Origin of the sequence: Sulfitobacter sp. PR48 (genome assembly GCF_028807335.1) — a bacterium.
Classification (GTDB): Bacteria; Pseudomonadota; Alphaproteobacteria; order Rhodobacterales; family Rhodobacteraceae; genus Sulfitobacter.
Genome location: NZ_JARAMM010000004.1, coordinates 59,247 through 75,252, shown reverse-complemented (window position 1 = coordinate 75,252; position 16,006 = coordinate 59,247). Strand labels below are relative to the sequence as shown.

Below are 16,006 nucleotides of genomic sequence, written 5' to 3'. Positions count from 1 at the left end.
TTGGAAAAATACCTTGAAACGCCCTATCCTCCGGCGCGCCTGCAGGCTATGACGCGGACCATGTCTCAGCTGCCGGAAAGACTGCCATGACCTTTGACCGCTCCGTGAAAATCGCCCCCTCCATCCTCGCCGCCGATTTCGCCAACTTCGGGGCGGAATGCGCCGCGGTGGAAGCGCAGGGCGCGGATTGGATTCATGTTGACGTGATGGACGGGCATTTCGTGCCGAACATCAGCTTCGGCCCGACCACATGCGCCGCGATCCGGCCCCATATCAAGGGGGTGATGGACGTGCATCTGATGATCGCGCCGGTCGACCCCTATATCGACGCTTTTGCCAATGCCGGTGCCGACATCATCACCGCCCATGTGGAGGCGGGGCCGCACATCCACCGCACCCTGCAGGCGATCCGGGGTGCCGGGTGCAAGGCCGGTGTGGCGCTGAACCCGGGCACCCCGGCCAGCGCGGTGGAATACCTGCTGGATGATGCCGACCTGGTCTGCGTGATGACGGTGAACCCCGGCTTTGGCGGGCAGAAGTTCATCCCCCTTGCCCACAAGATCGCAACCCTGCGCAACATGATCGGCGACCGTCCCGTGCATATCGAGATTGACGGTGGCGTGACCGTCGATACCGCCCCCGAATGCGTGAAGGCGGGCGCGGATGTGCTGGTGGCGGGATCGGCGGTGTTCAAGGGCGGCTCGGCCGGTAACCCCGCGCCTTACGGCGAGAACATCCGCGCCATCCGGCAGGCGGCTGTCGGCACTTACGTCTGATTTCTGCCGATCAGTCCCTGATCTGATCGGCAAAGGCGTCGAGCAGCCGGTGCTTGAGGATCTTGCCCGTCGGCGCCGCAGGCAGGCTGGTGCCGACGATGATCTGGCTGGGCCGTTTGTAGCCCGCCAGCCGTTCCTTGACAAAGGCGCGCAGTTCCTCCGCATCGGGGATGTCGCCCTCGGCCACCTGCACGAAGGCAAGAACCTCCTCGTCGCCATCCTTCATCCGGCCGATCACCGCAGACTGGATCACCTGCGGATGGTCGTTCAGCGCCGCCTCCACCTCGGGCGGATAGACGTTGAACCCGCCATGGATGATCAGCTCCTTCGACCGTCCCAGGATGTGCAGACGCCCCTCGGCGTCGATCTTGCCCAGATCGCCGGTGTGCAGCCAGCCGTCCGCATCCACCGCCTTGGCGGTTTCTGCGGGGTTGCGGTAGTAGCCCTTCATCACATGGGGGCCACGGATCAGCACCTCGCCCTGCCCTTCGCCGCCGCCGGGCACGGTTTCGTCGATCATCGCTTCGGTGCCGGGGGTAACGGGCCCCACCGAGGTATCGGGCGAGCCGATCGCATTCACCGTGGCCGAGGCGCCGGAGGTCGTCTCGGTCATGCCGAACCCGTTCTGCAGGGGCAGTTCGTAAAAGGCTTCTGCCTTGCGCTTCCAGGCCGGGTCCAGCGGCGCGCCGCCGGAAGAGACATAGCGCAGGCTGGGTGAGCCCAGCCGATCCAGCCCCTTTTCCTTGGTATATTGCATCACCAGCGCATGCATCTGCGGCACCGCCGGGATGATGGTGACCCCGTCATGCGCCGCCTCGAACAGCTTTTGCGCGGAAAACCGTGCCTCAAGCCGCACATGGGTGCCCGCAAAACAGGCCGCCGTGATGACAGAGACAAGGCCGAAGACATGGCTCATCGGCAGCGCGCCATAGATCACATCGTCATGGGTCATGCTGCGCAGTGCGGCGGAGGCCTGTCCGCCAAACCGCATCCCCGAATGGGTCAGCATCACACCCTTGGGATCGCCTGTGGTGCCGGTGGTATAAAGCAGCACCGCAACGTCGTGGAGGTCGTCATCAGGGTTGCTGGGTCCGGGCGTGGCGATGTGGACAGTACCGAACATCCCGGTAATCTCGCGCGCTTCCATCCGTTCGGCGTGTCGGGCGGCATCCCCGGACACCGCGCTGGTCATCAGCACGGCGGCGGGGGTGGCGTGATTGAGGATCTTCTGTACCTCGCCCTCGGTCTGGCGGGCGTTGAAGGGGATGATCACCGCGCCCAGCTTCCAGGCCGCATGCAGGGCGGCAACGGCGGCGGCACAATTTTCGGCCAGCAGCAGCACCCGGTCGTTGGCCTGCACGCCGGCGTCCTGAAGCTCTGCCGCCAGAACATCGCTGGCCGCGTCCAGATCGGCGAAGGTCCAGACGACTCCCGTGCTGTCGCTGAGCGCCGTGGACAGGGGCGCGCGCGCCACCTGATCGGCGAGAAATTTCTCCACCCGTGCCATTGTCACTCCTCCCCCCGAAACCGCTCAGCGATAGACGGGTTTGCGTTTTTCCAAGAAGGCCGCAATCCCTTCGGCGGCCTCGTCCTTGCCTGACGCCGCTGCCATTGCGTTGCGTTCGGCATCCAGTTGCTCCGCCTCGGTCGCTTCATAGGCGTCGGCAACCAGACCCCGGATCGTGCTTTGCGCGTCGCGCGGGCCATCGGCCAGCGTGTCTGCCAGCATCATGGCCTCTTCCAGTGCCTTGTCGGGTTTGCTGATGCGGTTGACCGCGCCAAGTTCGGCAAAGCGAAGGGCATTCACCGGTCGGCCCATCAGGCACATCTCCATCGCCAGGGGGCGTGGCAGCATCCGTGCCATGGCAGAGGTCAGCCCGCCATCCGGCACCAGCCCCGCCTTGACATAGGCGGCGGTAAAGCGCGCCTCCTCGGAGGCGACGATCAGGTCGCAGGCCAGCGCGAGGGACAGGCCGGCACCCGCCGCACCACCCTCCACCGCAGCGATGACCGGGACCGGGCAGGACCGTATCGCGCGGATCAGATCGTGCAGCCCGTCAATTTTTTCGCGGCGTTCCGCCTCGGGCAGGCCGCGCCGTTCGATCAGGACGTTCAGATCCCCCCCGGCGCAGAAAAACGGACCTTCGGAGGTGAGGATAACCGTGCGAATGCGCCGGTCATGCGCCTGTTTCACCGCCTCAAGGATACAGTCGTAAAGCTCAGGGCTGAGCGCCCCGCGTTTGGCGGTGTTGCCATTCCAGACAATCAGGCGGTCGCCCTTGTCCTCCAGCCGTGCGCTCATTTCAGTTTCTCCTTGGGAACCCGTTTGAAGACCCCCGATGCGGTGGCGATCAGACGGTCGTTTTCATCCACCATATCGGCAGCGATGAACAGCGTGCTGCGCCCGCCGCCCACGACACGGCCCGTGGCGGTGACACGGGTGCCTGCCCGCGCCGGTGCGACGAACTGCACGTTCATGGAAATCGTCAGGAACGGCGCCTTGCCGGTGGCATCGACCGTCAGTGATCCGGTGGTCCCGCAGGCATTGTCCAGCACCGCCGTGGCGATGCCCCCGTGCAGCACATTGTGCCGGTTGGTGTGCTGCGGTCCGATGTCCAGCCAGACCCGCCCCCGACCGTCCGGGTCGCTGACATCGACGACATAGCCGATCAATGTCTGCGTCCCGGTCTCGTTCTCGATCAGATGTGCGGTCTCAGGCAGCGGAGAGGGCAATGAACCGCTCCAGATGGTGGTCGGTGTCGCCAAAGCGGTGGTCCGCCATGACGATCCGCTTGGCGATATGGGCCAGCTCATATTCCTGGGTCATGGCAATACCGCCGTGCATCTGGATCGAATCCTCTGCCACCAGACGGCCCGCCCGGCCCATCAGGTTCTTGGCCGCCGAGACATGGCTTTCGCGAACCGAACGGTCCGATTCCAGATGCCCCGCCGCGTTGATCACGGCAGAGCGCGCCTGCTCCATCTCGATCAGCAGGTCGGACATGCGGTGCGCCAGCGCCTGAAAGGTGCCAATGGGGCGGCCGAATTGCTTGCGCGTTCCCAGGTAATCCTTGGTCAGCCGGGTCGCGGTCTCCATCGCGCCCAGGGTTTCGGCGACCTGTGCCACGGATGCCGCTGCCACCCGCGCCTCGATGGCGTCAAAGGCCTTGCCGGCCGCGCCGAGACGGGCAGAGACAGGGATTTTCACATTGTCCAGCATCACCTCGGCGGCGCGGCCCCCGGCCAGCAGGGCATAGCCCTGAATGGTGACACCCTTGGTATCCGCAGGGACCAGAAACAACGAGATGCCTTCGTTGTCGCCCGGCTCCCCGCTTTCGCGGGCCGAAACGACCAGCATGTCGGCCGCTTCGGCATTCACCACGACAGCCTTGTGACCGTTCAGCACGATGTCGTCGCCATCGGGTTTTGCCGTGGTTTGCACGCGGTTCAGGTCATAGCGGCTGGTCGGTTCGCCATGGGCGAAGGCCAGTTGCAGGCTGCCCGCGATGATCTCTTCCACATGAGCCTGCTGGTCGTCGTTGCCCAGATCGGCGATCAGGCCACCGGCCAGCACGGCGGTATCCAGAAAGGGTTCGACCACGCCCGCGCGGCCCAGTTCCTCGAACACCGTGGTGAGGTCGAAACCCTTGCCGCCGAAACCGCCCTGCTCTTCGGTGAAAAGCGCACCGATCACACCAAGCTCGGCCAGTTCCGCCCAGATCGCGGCACTGTAGCCCGTGTCACTTTCAATGATCTTGTTGCGCGTGGCAGTGTCGTATTTCTCGCGCAGGTAGCGGCGCAGGGTGTCCTGCAGCATCTGGCGTTCTTCAGTCAGCTCGAAATTCATCTGTTATCCTCCCATCGTGACCTTGGCGATGATGCCACGCTGGATTTCGTTGGAGCCGCCAAAGATCGACAGCTTGCGGTTGTTGAAATACTGCGCGGCCACAGGGCCCGCGGACAGCGGATCGGGCAGGCCCGCGTTGGAGCCTTCGATCGCTTCGGAGGCGAAGGGCATCGCATAGGCCCCGGCGGCGCGCCGCGCGAGGTCGTTGATCTCCTGCCGGATGATCGTGCCCTTGACCTTGAGCATGGAGGATTCCACCCCCGGCGCCGTGCCCGCCGCCGCCTTGGAGATGATGCGCAGGTTGGTGGTGGACATGGCCTGCAGGTCGATTTCCACCTGAGCCAGACGCGCCGCGAAATGCGGGTTCTGGATCAGGGGCTTGCCGCCTGCCATCTCGGCCTTGGCGAGGCGCTTGACCGCTGTGAGGCCGGCCTGCGAGAAACCGACGCCCGCGATATTCGTCCGCTCGTGGGTCAGCAGGTACTTGGCATAGGTCCAGCCCTTGTTCTCTTCTCCCACCAGGTTTTCAACAGGCACTTTCACATCCGTGAACCAGACCTCGTTCACCTCGGCCCCGCCGTCCAGCAGCACAATCGGGCGCACTTCGATACCCGGCGTGTCCATGTCGATCAGCAGGAACGAGATGCCTTCCTGCTGCTTGACCTCCTTGTTCGTGCGCACAAGGCAGAAGATCATGTTGGCGTGCTGGCCCAGCGTGGTCCAGGTTTTCTGGCCGTTGACGATGTAGTGGTCGCCGTCGCGGACCGCCGTGGTCTTGAGCGAGGCGAGGTCGGACCCGGCGCCCGGCTCGGAATAGCCCTGACACCACCAGTCATCGCCGTTCAGGATGCGCGGCAGCCAATGGTCCTGCTGTTCCTTCGATCCGAACTTCTGCAGCACGGGCGCCAGCATCGACAGGCCAAAGGGCACGATGCGGGGCGCGTGGTGGGCGGCGGCCTCTTCCTCGAAAATGTGGCGCTGCACGGCGTTCCATTCGGCCCCGCCGAACTTCTTGGGCCAGTTCGGTGCCAGCCAGCCCTGTTCGTTCAGGATGGCATGCCAGCGTTCGATGTCGGCCTTGCCCAGCTCACCGCCATAGCGCACCTTGTCGCTCAGCTCCTTGGGCAGTTTGTCTTTCAAAAACGTGCGGACTTCCTCGCGGAAGGCTTTCTCTTCTTCGGAATAGCTCAGATCCATGTCGGTGCTCCTATCGTGAATTCGCCTGGTGCATGGGGGTCAGTTGGCCTTGTTCAGGTCGTCGAATGTACGGCCCTCGGCCACAAGTTCCTGTAGCAGCGGTGCGGGTTGCCAGAACCACGCATCCTCCTGCGCATAGCCTTCGATGTCGGCCAGCACCTTGTCCAGCCCCTGAATATCCGCCCATTTCATCGGTCCCCCCCAATAGCGTGGAAAGCCGTAGCCGAAGAGCAGAACCATATCGACGTCCAGAGGACGACGCGCGATGCCTTCGCCAACAACCTTGGCCGCTTCGTTCACCATGGCACACATGTAGCGCCGCACAATCTCTTCGTCGGTGAAGTCACGTGGCGTAATTCCGCGCTCCGCCTGTTCCTCGGCGACCAGTGCAGCGATCTTGGGGTTCGGCGTGCCGCCGCGCTTGCCCTTTTCGTAGATGTAATAGCCTTCGCCGGTCTTCTGGCCGAAATGACCCTCTTCGCAGAGCCGGTCGATATAGGTCGGCACACGTTCCGCCGGGTGGCGGTGCGGCGCCTTGCGCTTGCGCGTGGCCCAGCCGATGTCGAGCCCGGCAAGGTCGGCTACGGCAAAGGGGCCCATGGCAAAGCCGAAGTCGGTCAGTGCCTTGTCGATCTGGTAGGGCGATGCGCCGTCCAGCACCATATGGTCCGCGGCGGTGCGGTAGACCGCCAGAATACGGTTGCCGATGAAACCGTCGCAGACGCCCGCGCGCACGCTGATCTTGCCCAGTGCCTTGCCCAGCGCAAAACCGGTGGCAACGACATCCGGCGCGGTCTTTTCCGCCACCACGACCTCAAGCAGTTTCATGACATGTGCGGGCGAGAAGAAATGCAGGCCGATCACGTCTTCGGGCCGCGAGGTGGCGGCGGCGATTTCGTCCACATCCAGATAGGAGGTGTTGGAGGCCAGCACGCAGCCCGGCTTGCACACGGCGTCGAGCTTGCCGAAAACCTCGCGTTTCACGCCCATGTCCTCGAACACTGCCTCGACCACCAGATCGACGTCGCGCAGGCTGTCGTAGTTGATCGACACCTCCAGCCCGGTGGTCATCATCGCATCGTATTTGTTCTGGGAAATCTTGCCGCGTTTCAGCGCGCCCTGAAGATTGCCGCCGATGCGGTCCCGCGCGGCATCCGCTGCCTCCTGCTTCATCTCGATCAGGATGACATTGAGGCCGGCCAACAGGGCAGCAGTGGCAATGCCTGCCCCCATCGTCCCACCGCCGATGACACCAATGGATTGCAGGGCGCGCGGCTCCACGCCCTTGAGTTCCGGCAGGTTGCCCACGGCGCGTTCGTTGAAAAAGGCATGAATCATGCCCTTGCGCTGGTCGGTTTGCATCAGGTCCATGAAATGCGCCCGCTCGCGTTTCATTCCTTCGGCAAAGGGTTGCTCGGCGCTGTCCTGCACCGCGCGCACGGCGGTGGCAGGGCTGATCTGGCCCCGGCCCTTTTTCAGCACCGCGTCATAGGTGGCATCCCAGTCGATGGGGTCCGGGCCGGGCAGTTCGCTGACCGGGCGGCGCGGTGCATTGGCACCGAGAAGCTCTTGCACATAGGCAAGGCCCACCGCTTCGGGATCACCTTCGGCCACTCGGTCGATCAGGCCCATTTCCTGCGCCTCTGCCGCCTTGATCTGACGACCGGAGGTGATCATCTCGATCGCCTTTTCCGCCCCTGTCAGACGCGGCACGCGCTGGGTCCCGCCCGCGCCGGGGATCAGGCCCAGATGCACCTCGGGCAGGCCCACCCGCGCGTCGGGCTGGGCGATGCGGTAATGCGCGCCCAACGCCACCTCAAGCCCGCCGCCCAGCGACACCCCGTGCATGGAGGCCACCACCAGCAGCGGCGATCCTTCGATCCTTGTGCAGAGGTCCGGCAGGAAGGGTTCCTGCGGGGGTTTGCCGAATTCGGTGATGTCGGCACCCGCGATGAAGGCGCGCCCCTCACCCACGATCAGGACCGCTCTGACACCTTCCTCGGCCTCGGCCCGGTCCATGGCGTCGGACAGCCCCTGGCGCACGGCCTGTGACAGCGCGTTGACAGGGGGATTCCGGATGCGCAGGACGGCGATGTCGTCGTGGCGGGAATAGTCGATCTTGTCGGTCATTTCAGGTCTCCTTGAAGTCTCAACCGCGCCGTATCAGCGCAGCAGCATGTCCGGTGTTCTGCTCAAGCGCGCGCACGGTATCGCGCAGGGCGGGGCCGACCTCTGCCAGCATGCGGTGCGTCGGCAGGTCAGCAGGTGATGCGCCACAGGTAAAGGCAACGGATTCACCAAATTCATTCGCAAAATAGGGTACGCTCACCGCGTTGACGGTACCTGTGTAGCGCAGGTCGCGCGGGGTGATGACAAATCCCTGCCCCAGCAGCTGGTCGTAGCCCTGCCTGCGAAAGGACACCAGGGTGTCGGCGTTATCAAGCCCCGCGAACCTGTCGTCATCCATCGAGGCCAGCACTGCCATGCCGGAGGAGGAGCCGTACATCGGAATGCGGTAACCCGGATCCAGCCAGATGGTCGATTTTCCTTCGGGCCGCCAGGTTTTTGCCAGCAGCATCCGCGCACCGTCGCGCACGGCTATCAGCGCCAGCGTGCCGGTCCGGTCCGCGAGCGCCTGCATCTGTTCCGAGGCATGATCGACAAAGCCGACGGAAAGCCCCGCAACAGACCCAAGGGCCACGGCGGCAGGGCCAAGGCGGAACCGGTCGTTGCGCCCGCCATGGACGAGATAGCCCAGTTCGCACAGCGTATAGGTCAGCCGCGAAATCGTCGGCTTGGGCAATCCGGTACGTTTGGCGATTTCTGCATGGGTCAGCCCGTTGTCGCTGGCACGAAAGGCCCGCAACACGCCAAGGCCCCGGGCAAGCGTGTTGGCAAACTTGCGGTCGGTGGTCCCGGATTCTGTCTGACCGGATGTCATTTGCACGGACATGCCCCCACGCTGATGCGAGATGGCCGCAGGCAGGCAACGGCAACGGCGACCAAGCGGGTCACCCCCGGCCTGCGCGGTCTCAGCGGTGCGGGCAATTCCGGCAAAGCAATCCTCCCCATTGCTGTTTCGCATTGCAAAACACTGTTTCGCAAAATTCATCGGAACATAGGTTCACGGTTTCAAAGGCACAAGACCAAAAACAAAGGGATGGGCAAGGACGGGGCGTCATCCTGGGTCTGCCCATGCCGGGACCCTGGGGCCCTGCCTCTGAGCGGGTCAGATTGTGGCCCACCCTTTCAGATGCCGGGCAAGCCGGTTTGTGTCAGAGTGCTGTCGCCAGGCGGGGATGTTTTGGGGCATTGGCATCGCCAAACGGAACGGCGGGAAAGCTCCGGTTCAGGTCGGAAACACCTGGCAGTTGGTGTCGCTTCGCCTCTCCGCATCACAGAGAAGATACAGAAAACCCGTCGCACCGAATGAAACATGCGCGGCTTTCGACCCGCTGTGATGACATGTCATTTTTGACATGTCATCACAGGAGGGTCTTCTGGATGCACGGTCCCATTGGCCCCATCGGCCGCATTGGCGACACTGGCAACATCGGCGACATGTATACGACTGGCGGGGATCATCCTTACCGCAAGTAAATCGACACCGGAACAGGTCCTGTTTTGGATCAACGGCCTTACGCCGGACCGGGGAGCAGCCAGCCCCTAGCCGTAGATGAAACACCGCCCCGGCACCGCCTCAGGCGGCAATTCCTGCTCCTGCAAACGCTCGAAATACATCCGGTCCGATGACACCATCAGGCCACCCGGCGCCAGAAGCGGCTCGATCAGGGGCGAGACAAGCCGCGCGAAAGCATCGTTCTTGGACAGGTTGTGGCCGCCCAGATCGGCATGAATCAGCGCCACCGTCGGCCCGAACCGCGCAAGCGCCTCAACCAGCGTTTCGCGCACATCGCCCAGAATCAGCATCTCGTCGGCCGGTGTGCTGTCAGGATGGGCGGCAACGGCCCGCTCAAACACAAAGATGTCGCGGCCCGGCATCGTCTCGCGCATGTGGTGATAGGTGCGGCCATTGCCCAGCCCCAGTTCGAACACCGGTCCGGGGAAGTCGGCAGTCCGCGCGGCGGCGTGATCCAGACAGGCGCGCTGCGACACCATCCGGTTGATAAAGACATCTAGGCGGCTCATGCGGTACTCCTGTAACATTTCCGGCCCTACATGGCGCAGGTGCAGCACAAAGTGAAGCATTGACGCCTGACGCCGCGCGCCTCTGGACCTGTGGCGCGGAATAGGCTTCACTTCAAGTTCTGTACTCTTGGCCCCGACAGGAACCCGATGACCTCACTGCTCGATGTTGACGCACTTACGATCGGCTTTGGCATGGCCCCGCCGGTGGTCAGCAACGTGAGCTTTTCGGTACACGCGGGCGAGACACTTGCGCTGGTCGGCGAAAGCGGATCGGGCAAGACGCTTTCCTGCCGCGCGATCCTGCGCATCCTGCCGGAGACGGCGCAGGTCCGGGGCGGCGGGATCACCTTCAATCAGCCTGACGGGGCGACCGACCTGCTGACCTGTTCCAGCAGGCAAATGAGGCGCATCCGGGGCAACCGGATCGCGATGATCTTTCAGGAGCCGATGCGCTCGCTGTCACCGCTGCACCGGCTGGGCAATCAGGTTGGCGAGGTGCTGCGGATTCACCGCAATCTCGGCGGCGCCGAGACAAAGCGCCGGGTCCTGGCCCAATTCGAGAAAGTCGGCTTTGCAGATCCTGAACGGGCATGGCGGAGCTATCCCTTCGAGATGTCGGGCGGGATGCGTCAGCGCGCCATGATCGCCATGGCCATGGTTGCCGAACCGGAGCTGTTGATCGCGGATGAACCCACCACCGCGCTGGACGTCACGACGCAGGCGCAGGTTCTGGGGCTGATCCGCAGTTTGCAGAAGGATACCGGCATGGCCGTCATCCTGGTGACCCATGATCTGGGCGTGGTGGCCAATATGGCGCAGCAGGTCGTGGTCATGAACAAGGGCCGTGTCATGGAAAGCGGCGGCGCCAGCGGCATTCTGGGGGCGCCTGCACATGGCTACACGAAAAAGCTGTTTGCCGCCGCGCCGATGATCCCGGAGGTCGCGCAACCCGCGCGGGCACTGGATCGCAAGGACATCATTCTCGACCTCAGGAACGTGTCCAAGACCTATACCATGCGGGCCGGAGGCTGGCGCAAACCGGTACAGATCGCGGCCTGCCGGGACGTGAACCTGCAGGTGGTGCGCGGCAAAACACTGGCCGTGGTGGGCGAAAGCGGCTCGGGCAAGACGACCTGCGCGCGCATCGCCCTTGGCGCGGAACGCCCCGATCCCGGCGGAGAGGTGCTGTTTGCCCCGGACCGGGACGATGCGCCGCTGCCCGTGCACGACATGACGCGCGCCCAGCGCACCGCCTTTCAGCGTCAGGCGCAGATGGTGTTCCAGGATCCCTATTCCTCCCTTTCCCCCCGGATGCGGGTGCAAAGCGCGATGATCGAGCCGATGCAGATCCACAACATCGGCAGCCGCGCGGAGCAGCTTGAAAAGGCGGCGGAAATGCTGCGCTGGGTCGGGCTGGACCCGGACATGCTGCGCCGCTATCCGCATGCGTTTTCCGGTGGTCAGCGACAGCGCCTGTCAATCGCCCGGGCGCTGACCCTCGATCCCAGGCTGCTGATCTGTGACGAGCCGACCTCGGCGCTGGATGTTTCCGTGCAGGATCAGATCCTGACCCTGCTCGAAGACATCCGCGACCGTGCCGCGCTGAGCTATCTGTTCATCAGCCACGATCTGGCCGTGGTCGCACGGATCGCCGATGAGGTCGCGGTGATGCGCGCCGGGGTGATCGTGGAACAGGCGCCGCCCGAAACGCTGTTCTACAACCCCTGCCACCCCTACACCCGGGCCCTGATCGCCGCCCAGCCGGAACCGGACCTTTCGCGCCCCATCGACCTTGCCCTGGTCGCAAAAGGCGCCGGATCACCGGCAAGCTGGCCGGACCGGTTCCGCTTTGAAGGCGCTGACGCACCCATCCTGCGCGAGCTGGATCCCGGACATCTGGTGAGGTGCCATGTTTAGGTGCATCGCCCTCTGCCTCGCCCTGATCACGGGCCTCTCCGCATCTGCCCAAGAGATGCCGGCGCCTCAGGAAAGCTCCTTCTGGCAGATGGAGATCAACCAGGGCCACCTGCCCCCGATTGCAGAGCGTTTGCCGGAAACGCCGCTGATCGTCGATCTGCCCGCCAAGGGGCGCAGCTTTGGCAGGCAGGGTGGCACCCTGCGCACCATGGTCTCGCGTGCCAAGGACGTGCGCCAGATGGTGGTGTATGGCTATGCCCGCCTGGTCGGCTATGACACCAACTACGAACTTTACCCCGACATCCTGCGCGACATCGAGATCGAGGAAGACCGCAGGTTCACCATGCATCTGCGCCCCGGCCACCGCTGGTCCGACGGCGCGCCCTTCACGTCGGAAGATTTCCGCTATTGGTGGGAATATGTCGTGAATAATGAAAAGATCACGCCAACCGGGCCGCCGGAGTTCATGTATGTCGACGGCGTCCTGGGCAGCGTGACCTTTCCCGATGCCTATACGGTGGTATTCGAATGGCCCACCGCCAATGCAAACTTCCTGCCGTTGCTGGCACAGGCGGCCCCGCCGTTCATCTATCGGCCCGCACACTACCTCAGACAGTTTCACGGCGACCTCGCGGATCCCGCCGCGCTGAAACTGGAAACCCGCAAGGCGCGGGTCAAGAGCTGGGCCGCGCTGCACAACCGTCGTGACAGCATGTACAAGTTCGACAACCCGCAGCAGCCGACCCTGCAGCCCTGGATCAACGCCAGCGGCACCACCTCGCGGCAGGTTTTCGTGCGCAACCCCTATTATCACAGGATCGACGCCCGGGGGGTCCAGTTGCCCTATATCGACATTGTCGAGATGAGCATCGTGGGCGGCGGGCTGGTTGCGGCCAAGGCCAACGCGGGCGAGGCAGACCTTCAGGCGCGCGGCCTCGATTTCCCGGACATCTCGATCCTCAAGAAGGGCGAATCCGACGGCGGCAACTACCGCACGCTGCTCTGGGGCAACGGGGCTGCCAGCCAGATCGCGATCTACCCCAACCTCAACTTCAACGATCCCGTCTGGCGCGAGGTGATGCGCGATGTGCGGTTCCGCCGGGCCCTCAGCATGGGCATCGACCGGCATATGATCAACCGCGCCCTCTATTTCGGCCTGGCGCTGGAGGGCGGCATGACCGCCCTGTCATCCAGCCCCCTGTTCAACCGCGCCGATCTGTCGATGTGGGCCACCATGGACATCGACGCGGCCAATGCCCTGCTGGACGAGATGGGCCTGACCGACCGCACTCCGGACGGGCTGCGCAGACTACCGGACGGGCGGCCAATGGAGTTCATCGTGGAAACGGCAGGCGAACGGCAAGAGGTCGAGAATGCCCTGGCCATCGTCACGGACACCTGGCGCGACCTCGGGATCAAACTGGTGATGCGCCCGCTTGACCGCGACATCCTGCGCAACCGTGTTTATGCCGGTGTGTCGATGTCGGCGGTCTGGTTTGGCTGGGACAACGGGCTGCCCTCCGCCTCGACCTCGCCGATGTATCTTGCCCCCACCAACCAGGAATTCTTTGCCTGGCCGAAGTGGGGCCAGTACTTCCAGTCGGGGGGTGAGGTCGGCGAAGCCCCGGATCTGCCAGAGGCGAAACGCCTGCTGGCGCTGTCGGACCAATGGAACCATACCTTCGACCGGGATGAACGCCGCGCCATCTGGGCTGAGATGCTGGACATCCACGCAGAGCAGCAATTCGCGATTGGCATCCTGTCCGAAGCCCCGCAGCCCGTGGTGGTCAACAAGCGGCTGCGCAACGTGCCCGAGACGGCGATCTGGGCGTTTGAGCCCGGCGCGCATTTCGGCGTCCACCGCATCGACGAATTCTACTTTGAAGATGCCCTGCAACAGGTGACGCAATGACCTTTCTCAAATACGCGGTCTATCGCTTTTTCACCATGCTGCTGACGCTCTGGATCGTGTCGATCCTTGTCTTCACCATCATCAACCTGCCGCCCGGCGATTACCTGTCCAACCAGATTGCCGAGCTGCGTGCCACCGGTCAGGCCGAAGGTGTGGCCAAGGCCGAATTCCTGCGCACCGAATATGCGCTGGACCGGCCGATCTGGGAGCAATACCTGATCTGGGTCGGCTTTGCCCCCGGTCCGAACGGGTTTTCCGGGCTGATCCAGGGTGATTTCGGCTGGTCCTTCGAATTCGACCGGCCGGTCGGGGAAATCGTGGGGGATGCGCTCTGGCTGACCGTGCTGGTCAACCTCGCTGCCGTGCTCTTTGTCTATGTGGTCGCCCTGCCGCTGGGCGTGCTGGCCGCTGCCGAGGCAGAGACATGGATGGATTACACCGCCGGATTCGTGGGATATCTTGGCCTTGCCACACCCAACTTCCTGCTGGCGCTGATCCTGTTCTACTATGGGCACAAGTATTTCGACATTCCCATCGGCGGCCTGATGGACGCCAGTTTCGAGGGCGAACCGCTGAGCTGGGCCAAGGTCAAATCCATGGCCACCCATTTGATTGTGCCCACTTTCGTCATCGGCACTGCGGGGGCGGCGGCGATGATGCAGCGCCTGCGCGCAAACATGCTGGACGAGCTCAGCAAACCCTATGTGGAGACCGCCCGCGCCAAGGGGCTGGCACCGGCGCGCCTGTTGGCCAAATATCCCCTGCGGATGGCCTTCAACCCCTTTGTCGCGGACATCGGCAACCTGCTGCCGGCCATGGTCTCGGGTTCGGTGCTGGTGTCGGTCGTCCTGGCCCTGCCGACCATCGGCCCTGCCCTGCTGGCCGCGCTGAAAAGCCAGGATCAGTTCCTTGCCGCCTTCGTGCTGATGTTCGTGGCTCTGCTGACACTGGTCGGCACGATGATCTCGGACTTGTTGCTGGTGCTGCTCGACCCGCGCATCCGCTACGGGAGCCGTGACACATGAGCATTCACCCGGACAACCGTTATGTCGATGCAGAAGCCTGGTCCGATGACACCGACATCAGCGCCCCCGAACGCGCGGACATGGATGCGCCGGCCTGGCTGCTGACCTGGCGCAAGTTCAAACGCCACCGGATCGGGCTGATATCGGGCATTTTCCTGCTGTTGTGCTATCTGATGCTGCCCATTGCCGGTTTCATCTCCCCCTATACCCCCAATCAGCGCAGCGCCGACTATCTCTATGCGCCGCCGCAAAGCGTCAACCTGTGGCACGAGGGGTCGTTTGTGGGGCCTTACGTCTATCCGATCACGGCAAAGGCCGATCTGGTCAATTTCCGCTGGACCTATACCACCGACACATCCACCCCGATGCCGCTGGAATTTTTCTGCGAAGGGGCGGATTACAACCTCTTCGGCCTGATCCCCTCCGACACCCATCTGTTCTGTGCGCCGCCCGGGGCCACGATCTTTCTCTGGGGGTCAGACAGGCTGGGCCGGGACGTGTTCAGCCGTATCCTCTATGGCGCGCAACTGTCGCTGACGGTCGGGCTGATCGGCATCACCGTCTCCTTCCTGCTTGGCATCACCTTCGGGGCACTTGCGGGTTACTTTGGCGGGCGCACCGACTGGATCATCAACCGGGCCATCGAAATCCTGCGCTCCCTGCCGGAACTGCCGCTCTGGCTCGCCCTCTCGGCGGCGGTGCCTTCCAACTGGAGCCCGGTCGCGGTCTTTTTCATCATCTCGATCATTCTCGGGATCCTGGACTGGCCCGGCCTCGCCCGGGCGGTGCGGTCGAAATTCCTGTCGCTGCGCGAGGAGGAATTCGTGAAAGCGGCGGAAATGATGGGGGCCAGACCGGCGCGGATCATCAGCAGGCATCTGCTGCCGAACTTCATGTCGCATCTGATCGCCAGCGCAACCCTGTCGATCCCGGCAATGATCCTGGGTGAGACGGCGCTGAGCTTCCTCGGCCTCGGCCTGCGCGCCCCGGCCGTCAGCTGGGGTGTCATGCTGAACGACGCCCAGAATCTGGCCAGCATCGAAATCTACTGGTGGACGGCCATCCCCATGCTGCCCATCATCATCGTTGTCCTGGCATTCAACTTCCTGGGCGACGGCCTGCGGGCATCGCTCGACCCCTACAAGGGGTGAAAGCCGCTGGTAGAGAACTGAACCAATAATCT

Annotated in this window: 13 protein-coding genes; 5 read left to right on the top strand and 8 right to left on the bottom strand. The window is 63.7% G+C overall.

The features are described from left to right. Positions 1-86 precede the first annotated feature (86 nt). On the top strand, positions 87-776 hold the full coding sequence (gene rpe / locus PVW51_RS06720; protein WP_274574193.1) for a ribulose-phosphate 3-epimerase: 690 nt from the start codon (positions 87-89) through the stop codon (positions 774-776). 10 nt (positions 777-786) lie between these two features. Here rpe and PVW51_RS06715 read toward each other — a convergent pair whose 3' ends face one another. The 8 genes from PVW51_RS06715 to PVW51_RS06680 form a co-directional block, all read right to left on the bottom strand. Then, positions 787-2,283, bottom strand: a complete 1,497-nt coding sequence (locus PVW51_RS06715) for a class I adenylate-forming enzyme family protein (protein ID WP_274574192.1) — start codon at positions 2,281-2,283, stop codon at positions 787-789. A 24-nt stretch (positions 2,284-2,307) separates the two neighbouring features. Next, a complete protein-coding gene (locus PVW51_RS06710) occupies positions 2,308-3,078 on the bottom strand; it encodes an oxepin-CoA hydrolase, alternative type (RefSeq protein ID WP_274574191.1) in 771 nt (256 codons plus the stop codon). Next, positions 3,075-3,509, bottom strand: coding sequence for a PaaI family thioesterase (locus PVW51_RS06705; protein WP_274574190.1), 435 nt, complete (start codon positions 3,507-3,509; stop codon positions 3,075-3,077). Before PVW51_RS06705 ends, PVW51_RS06710 begins: the two co-directional genes overlap by 4 nt. After that, positions 3,490-4,623, bottom strand: a complete 1,134-nt coding sequence (locus PVW51_RS06700) for an acyl-CoA dehydrogenase family protein (RefSeq protein ID WP_274574189.1) — start codon at positions 4,621-4,623, stop codon at positions 3,490-3,492. Before PVW51_RS06700 ends, PVW51_RS06705 begins: the two co-directional genes overlap by 20 nt. A 3-nt stretch (positions 4,624-4,626) precedes the next feature. Continuing rightward, the gene (locus PVW51_RS06695; protein ID WP_274574186.1) at positions 4,627-5,820 is read right to left on the bottom strand and encodes an acyl-CoA dehydrogenase family protein; all 1,194 of its coding nucleotides are present in this window, start codon (positions 5,818-5,820) and stop codon (positions 4,627-4,629) included. A gap of 39 nt (positions 5,821-5,859) precedes the next feature. Further along, positions 5,860-7,950 carry a 3-hydroxyacyl-CoA dehydrogenase NAD-binding domain-containing protein gene (locus tag PVW51_RS06690; RefSeq protein ID WP_274574184.1) on the bottom strand — a complete coding sequence of 697 codons (2,091 nt, stop codon included), beginning with the start codon at positions 7,948-7,950 and terminating at the stop codon, positions 5,860-5,862. Between the two features lie 19 nt (positions 7,951-7,969). Further along, complete coding sequence (locus tag PVW51_RS06685) at positions 7,970-8,761, bottom strand: IclR family transcriptional regulator (RefSeq protein ID WP_274574411.1); 792 nt, start codon at positions 8,759-8,761, stop codon at positions 7,970-7,972. Between the two features lie 725 nt (positions 8,762-9,486). Beyond that, a complete protein-coding gene (locus tag PVW51_RS06680) occupies positions 9,487-9,969 on the bottom strand; it encodes a class I SAM-dependent methyltransferase (RefSeq protein WP_269365596.1) in 483 nt (160 codons plus the stop codon). A gap of 147 nt (positions 9,970-10,116) precedes the next feature. On the opposite strand from PVW51_RS06680, the gene PVW51_RS06675 reads away from it, so the two are divergent. Genes PVW51_RS06675 through PVW51_RS06660 form a run of 4 tightly spaced genes read left to right on the top strand, consistent with a single transcriptional unit; the run spans position 10,117 to position 15,974 of the window. Continuing rightward, positions 10,117-11,886 carry a dipeptide ABC transporter ATP-binding protein gene (locus tag PVW51_RS06675; RefSeq protein ID WP_269365594.1) on the top strand — a complete coding sequence of 590 codons (1,770 nt, stop codon included), beginning with the start codon at positions 10,117-10,119 and terminating at the stop codon, positions 11,884-11,886. Further along, complete coding sequence (locus tag PVW51_RS06670; RefSeq protein WP_274574174.1) at positions 11,879-13,798, top strand: ABC transporter substrate-binding protein; 1,920 nt, start codon at positions 11,879-11,881, stop codon at positions 13,796-13,798. Before PVW51_RS06675 ends, PVW51_RS06670 begins: the two co-directional genes overlap by 8 nt. Continuing rightward, positions 13,795-14,823 carry an ABC transporter permease gene (locus tag PVW51_RS06665; protein WP_274574171.1) on the top strand — a complete coding sequence of 343 codons (1,029 nt, stop codon included), beginning with the start codon at positions 13,795-13,797 and terminating at the stop codon, positions 14,821-14,823. The genes PVW51_RS06670 and PVW51_RS06665 overlap by 4 nt, the downstream gene beginning before the upstream one ends. Continuing rightward, the gene (locus tag PVW51_RS06660; RefSeq protein WP_274574170.1) at positions 14,820-15,974 is read left to right on the top strand and encodes an ABC transporter permease; all 1,155 of its coding nucleotides are present in this window, start codon (positions 14,820-14,822) and stop codon (positions 15,972-15,974) included. The genes PVW51_RS06665 and PVW51_RS06660 overlap by 4 nt, the downstream gene beginning before the upstream one ends. Positions 15,975-16,006 lie beyond the last annotated feature (32 nt).

Excerpts from the sequence above, each read along its gene's own strand:
- rpe (WP_274574193.1), top strand. The coding sequence starts at position 87 with ATGACCTTTGACCGCTCCGTGAAAATCGCCCCCTCCATCCTCGCCGCC.
- PVW51_RS06715 (WP_274574192.1), bottom strand. The coding sequence starts at position 2,283 with ATGGCACGGGTGGAGAAATTTCTCGCCGATCAGGTGGCGCGCGCGCCC.
- PVW51_RS06710 (WP_274574191.1), bottom strand. The coding sequence starts at position 3,078 with ATGAGCGCACGGCTGGAGGACAAGGGCGACCGCCTGATTGTCTGGAAT.
- PVW51_RS06700 (WP_274574189.1), bottom strand. The coding sequence starts at position 4,623 with ATGAATTTCGAGCTGACTGAAGAACGCCAGATGCTGCAGGACACCCTG.
- PVW51_RS06695 (WP_274574186.1), bottom strand. The coding sequence starts at position 5,820 with ATGGATCTGAGCTATTCCGAAGAAGAGAAAGCCTTCCGCGAGGAAGTC.
- PVW51_RS06690 (WP_274574184.1), bottom strand. The coding sequence starts at position 7,950 with ATGACCGACAAGATCGACTATTCCCGCCACGACGACATCGCCGTCCTG.
- PVW51_RS06685 (WP_274574411.1), bottom strand. The coding sequence starts at position 8,761 with ATGACATCCGGTCAGACAGAATCCGGGACCACCGACCGCAAGTTTGCC.
- PVW51_RS06680 (WP_269365596.1), bottom strand. The coding sequence starts at position 9,969 with ATGAGCCGCCTAGATGTCTTTATCAACCGGATGGTGTCGCAGCGCGCC.
- PVW51_RS06675 (WP_269365594.1), top strand. The coding sequence starts at position 10,117 with ATGACCTCACTGCTCGATGTTGACGCACTTACGATCGGCTTTGGCATG.
- PVW51_RS06670 (WP_274574174.1), top strand. The coding sequence starts at position 11,879 with ATGTTTAGGTGCATCGCCCTCTGCCTCGCCCTGATCACGGGCCTCTCC.
- PVW51_RS06665 (WP_274574171.1), top strand. The coding sequence starts at position 13,795 with ATGACCTTTCTCAAATACGCGGTCTATCGCTTTTTCACCATGCTGCTG.
- PVW51_RS06660 (WP_274574170.1), top strand. The coding sequence starts at position 14,820 with ATGAGCATTCACCCGGACAACCGTTATGTCGATGCAGAAGCCTGGTCC.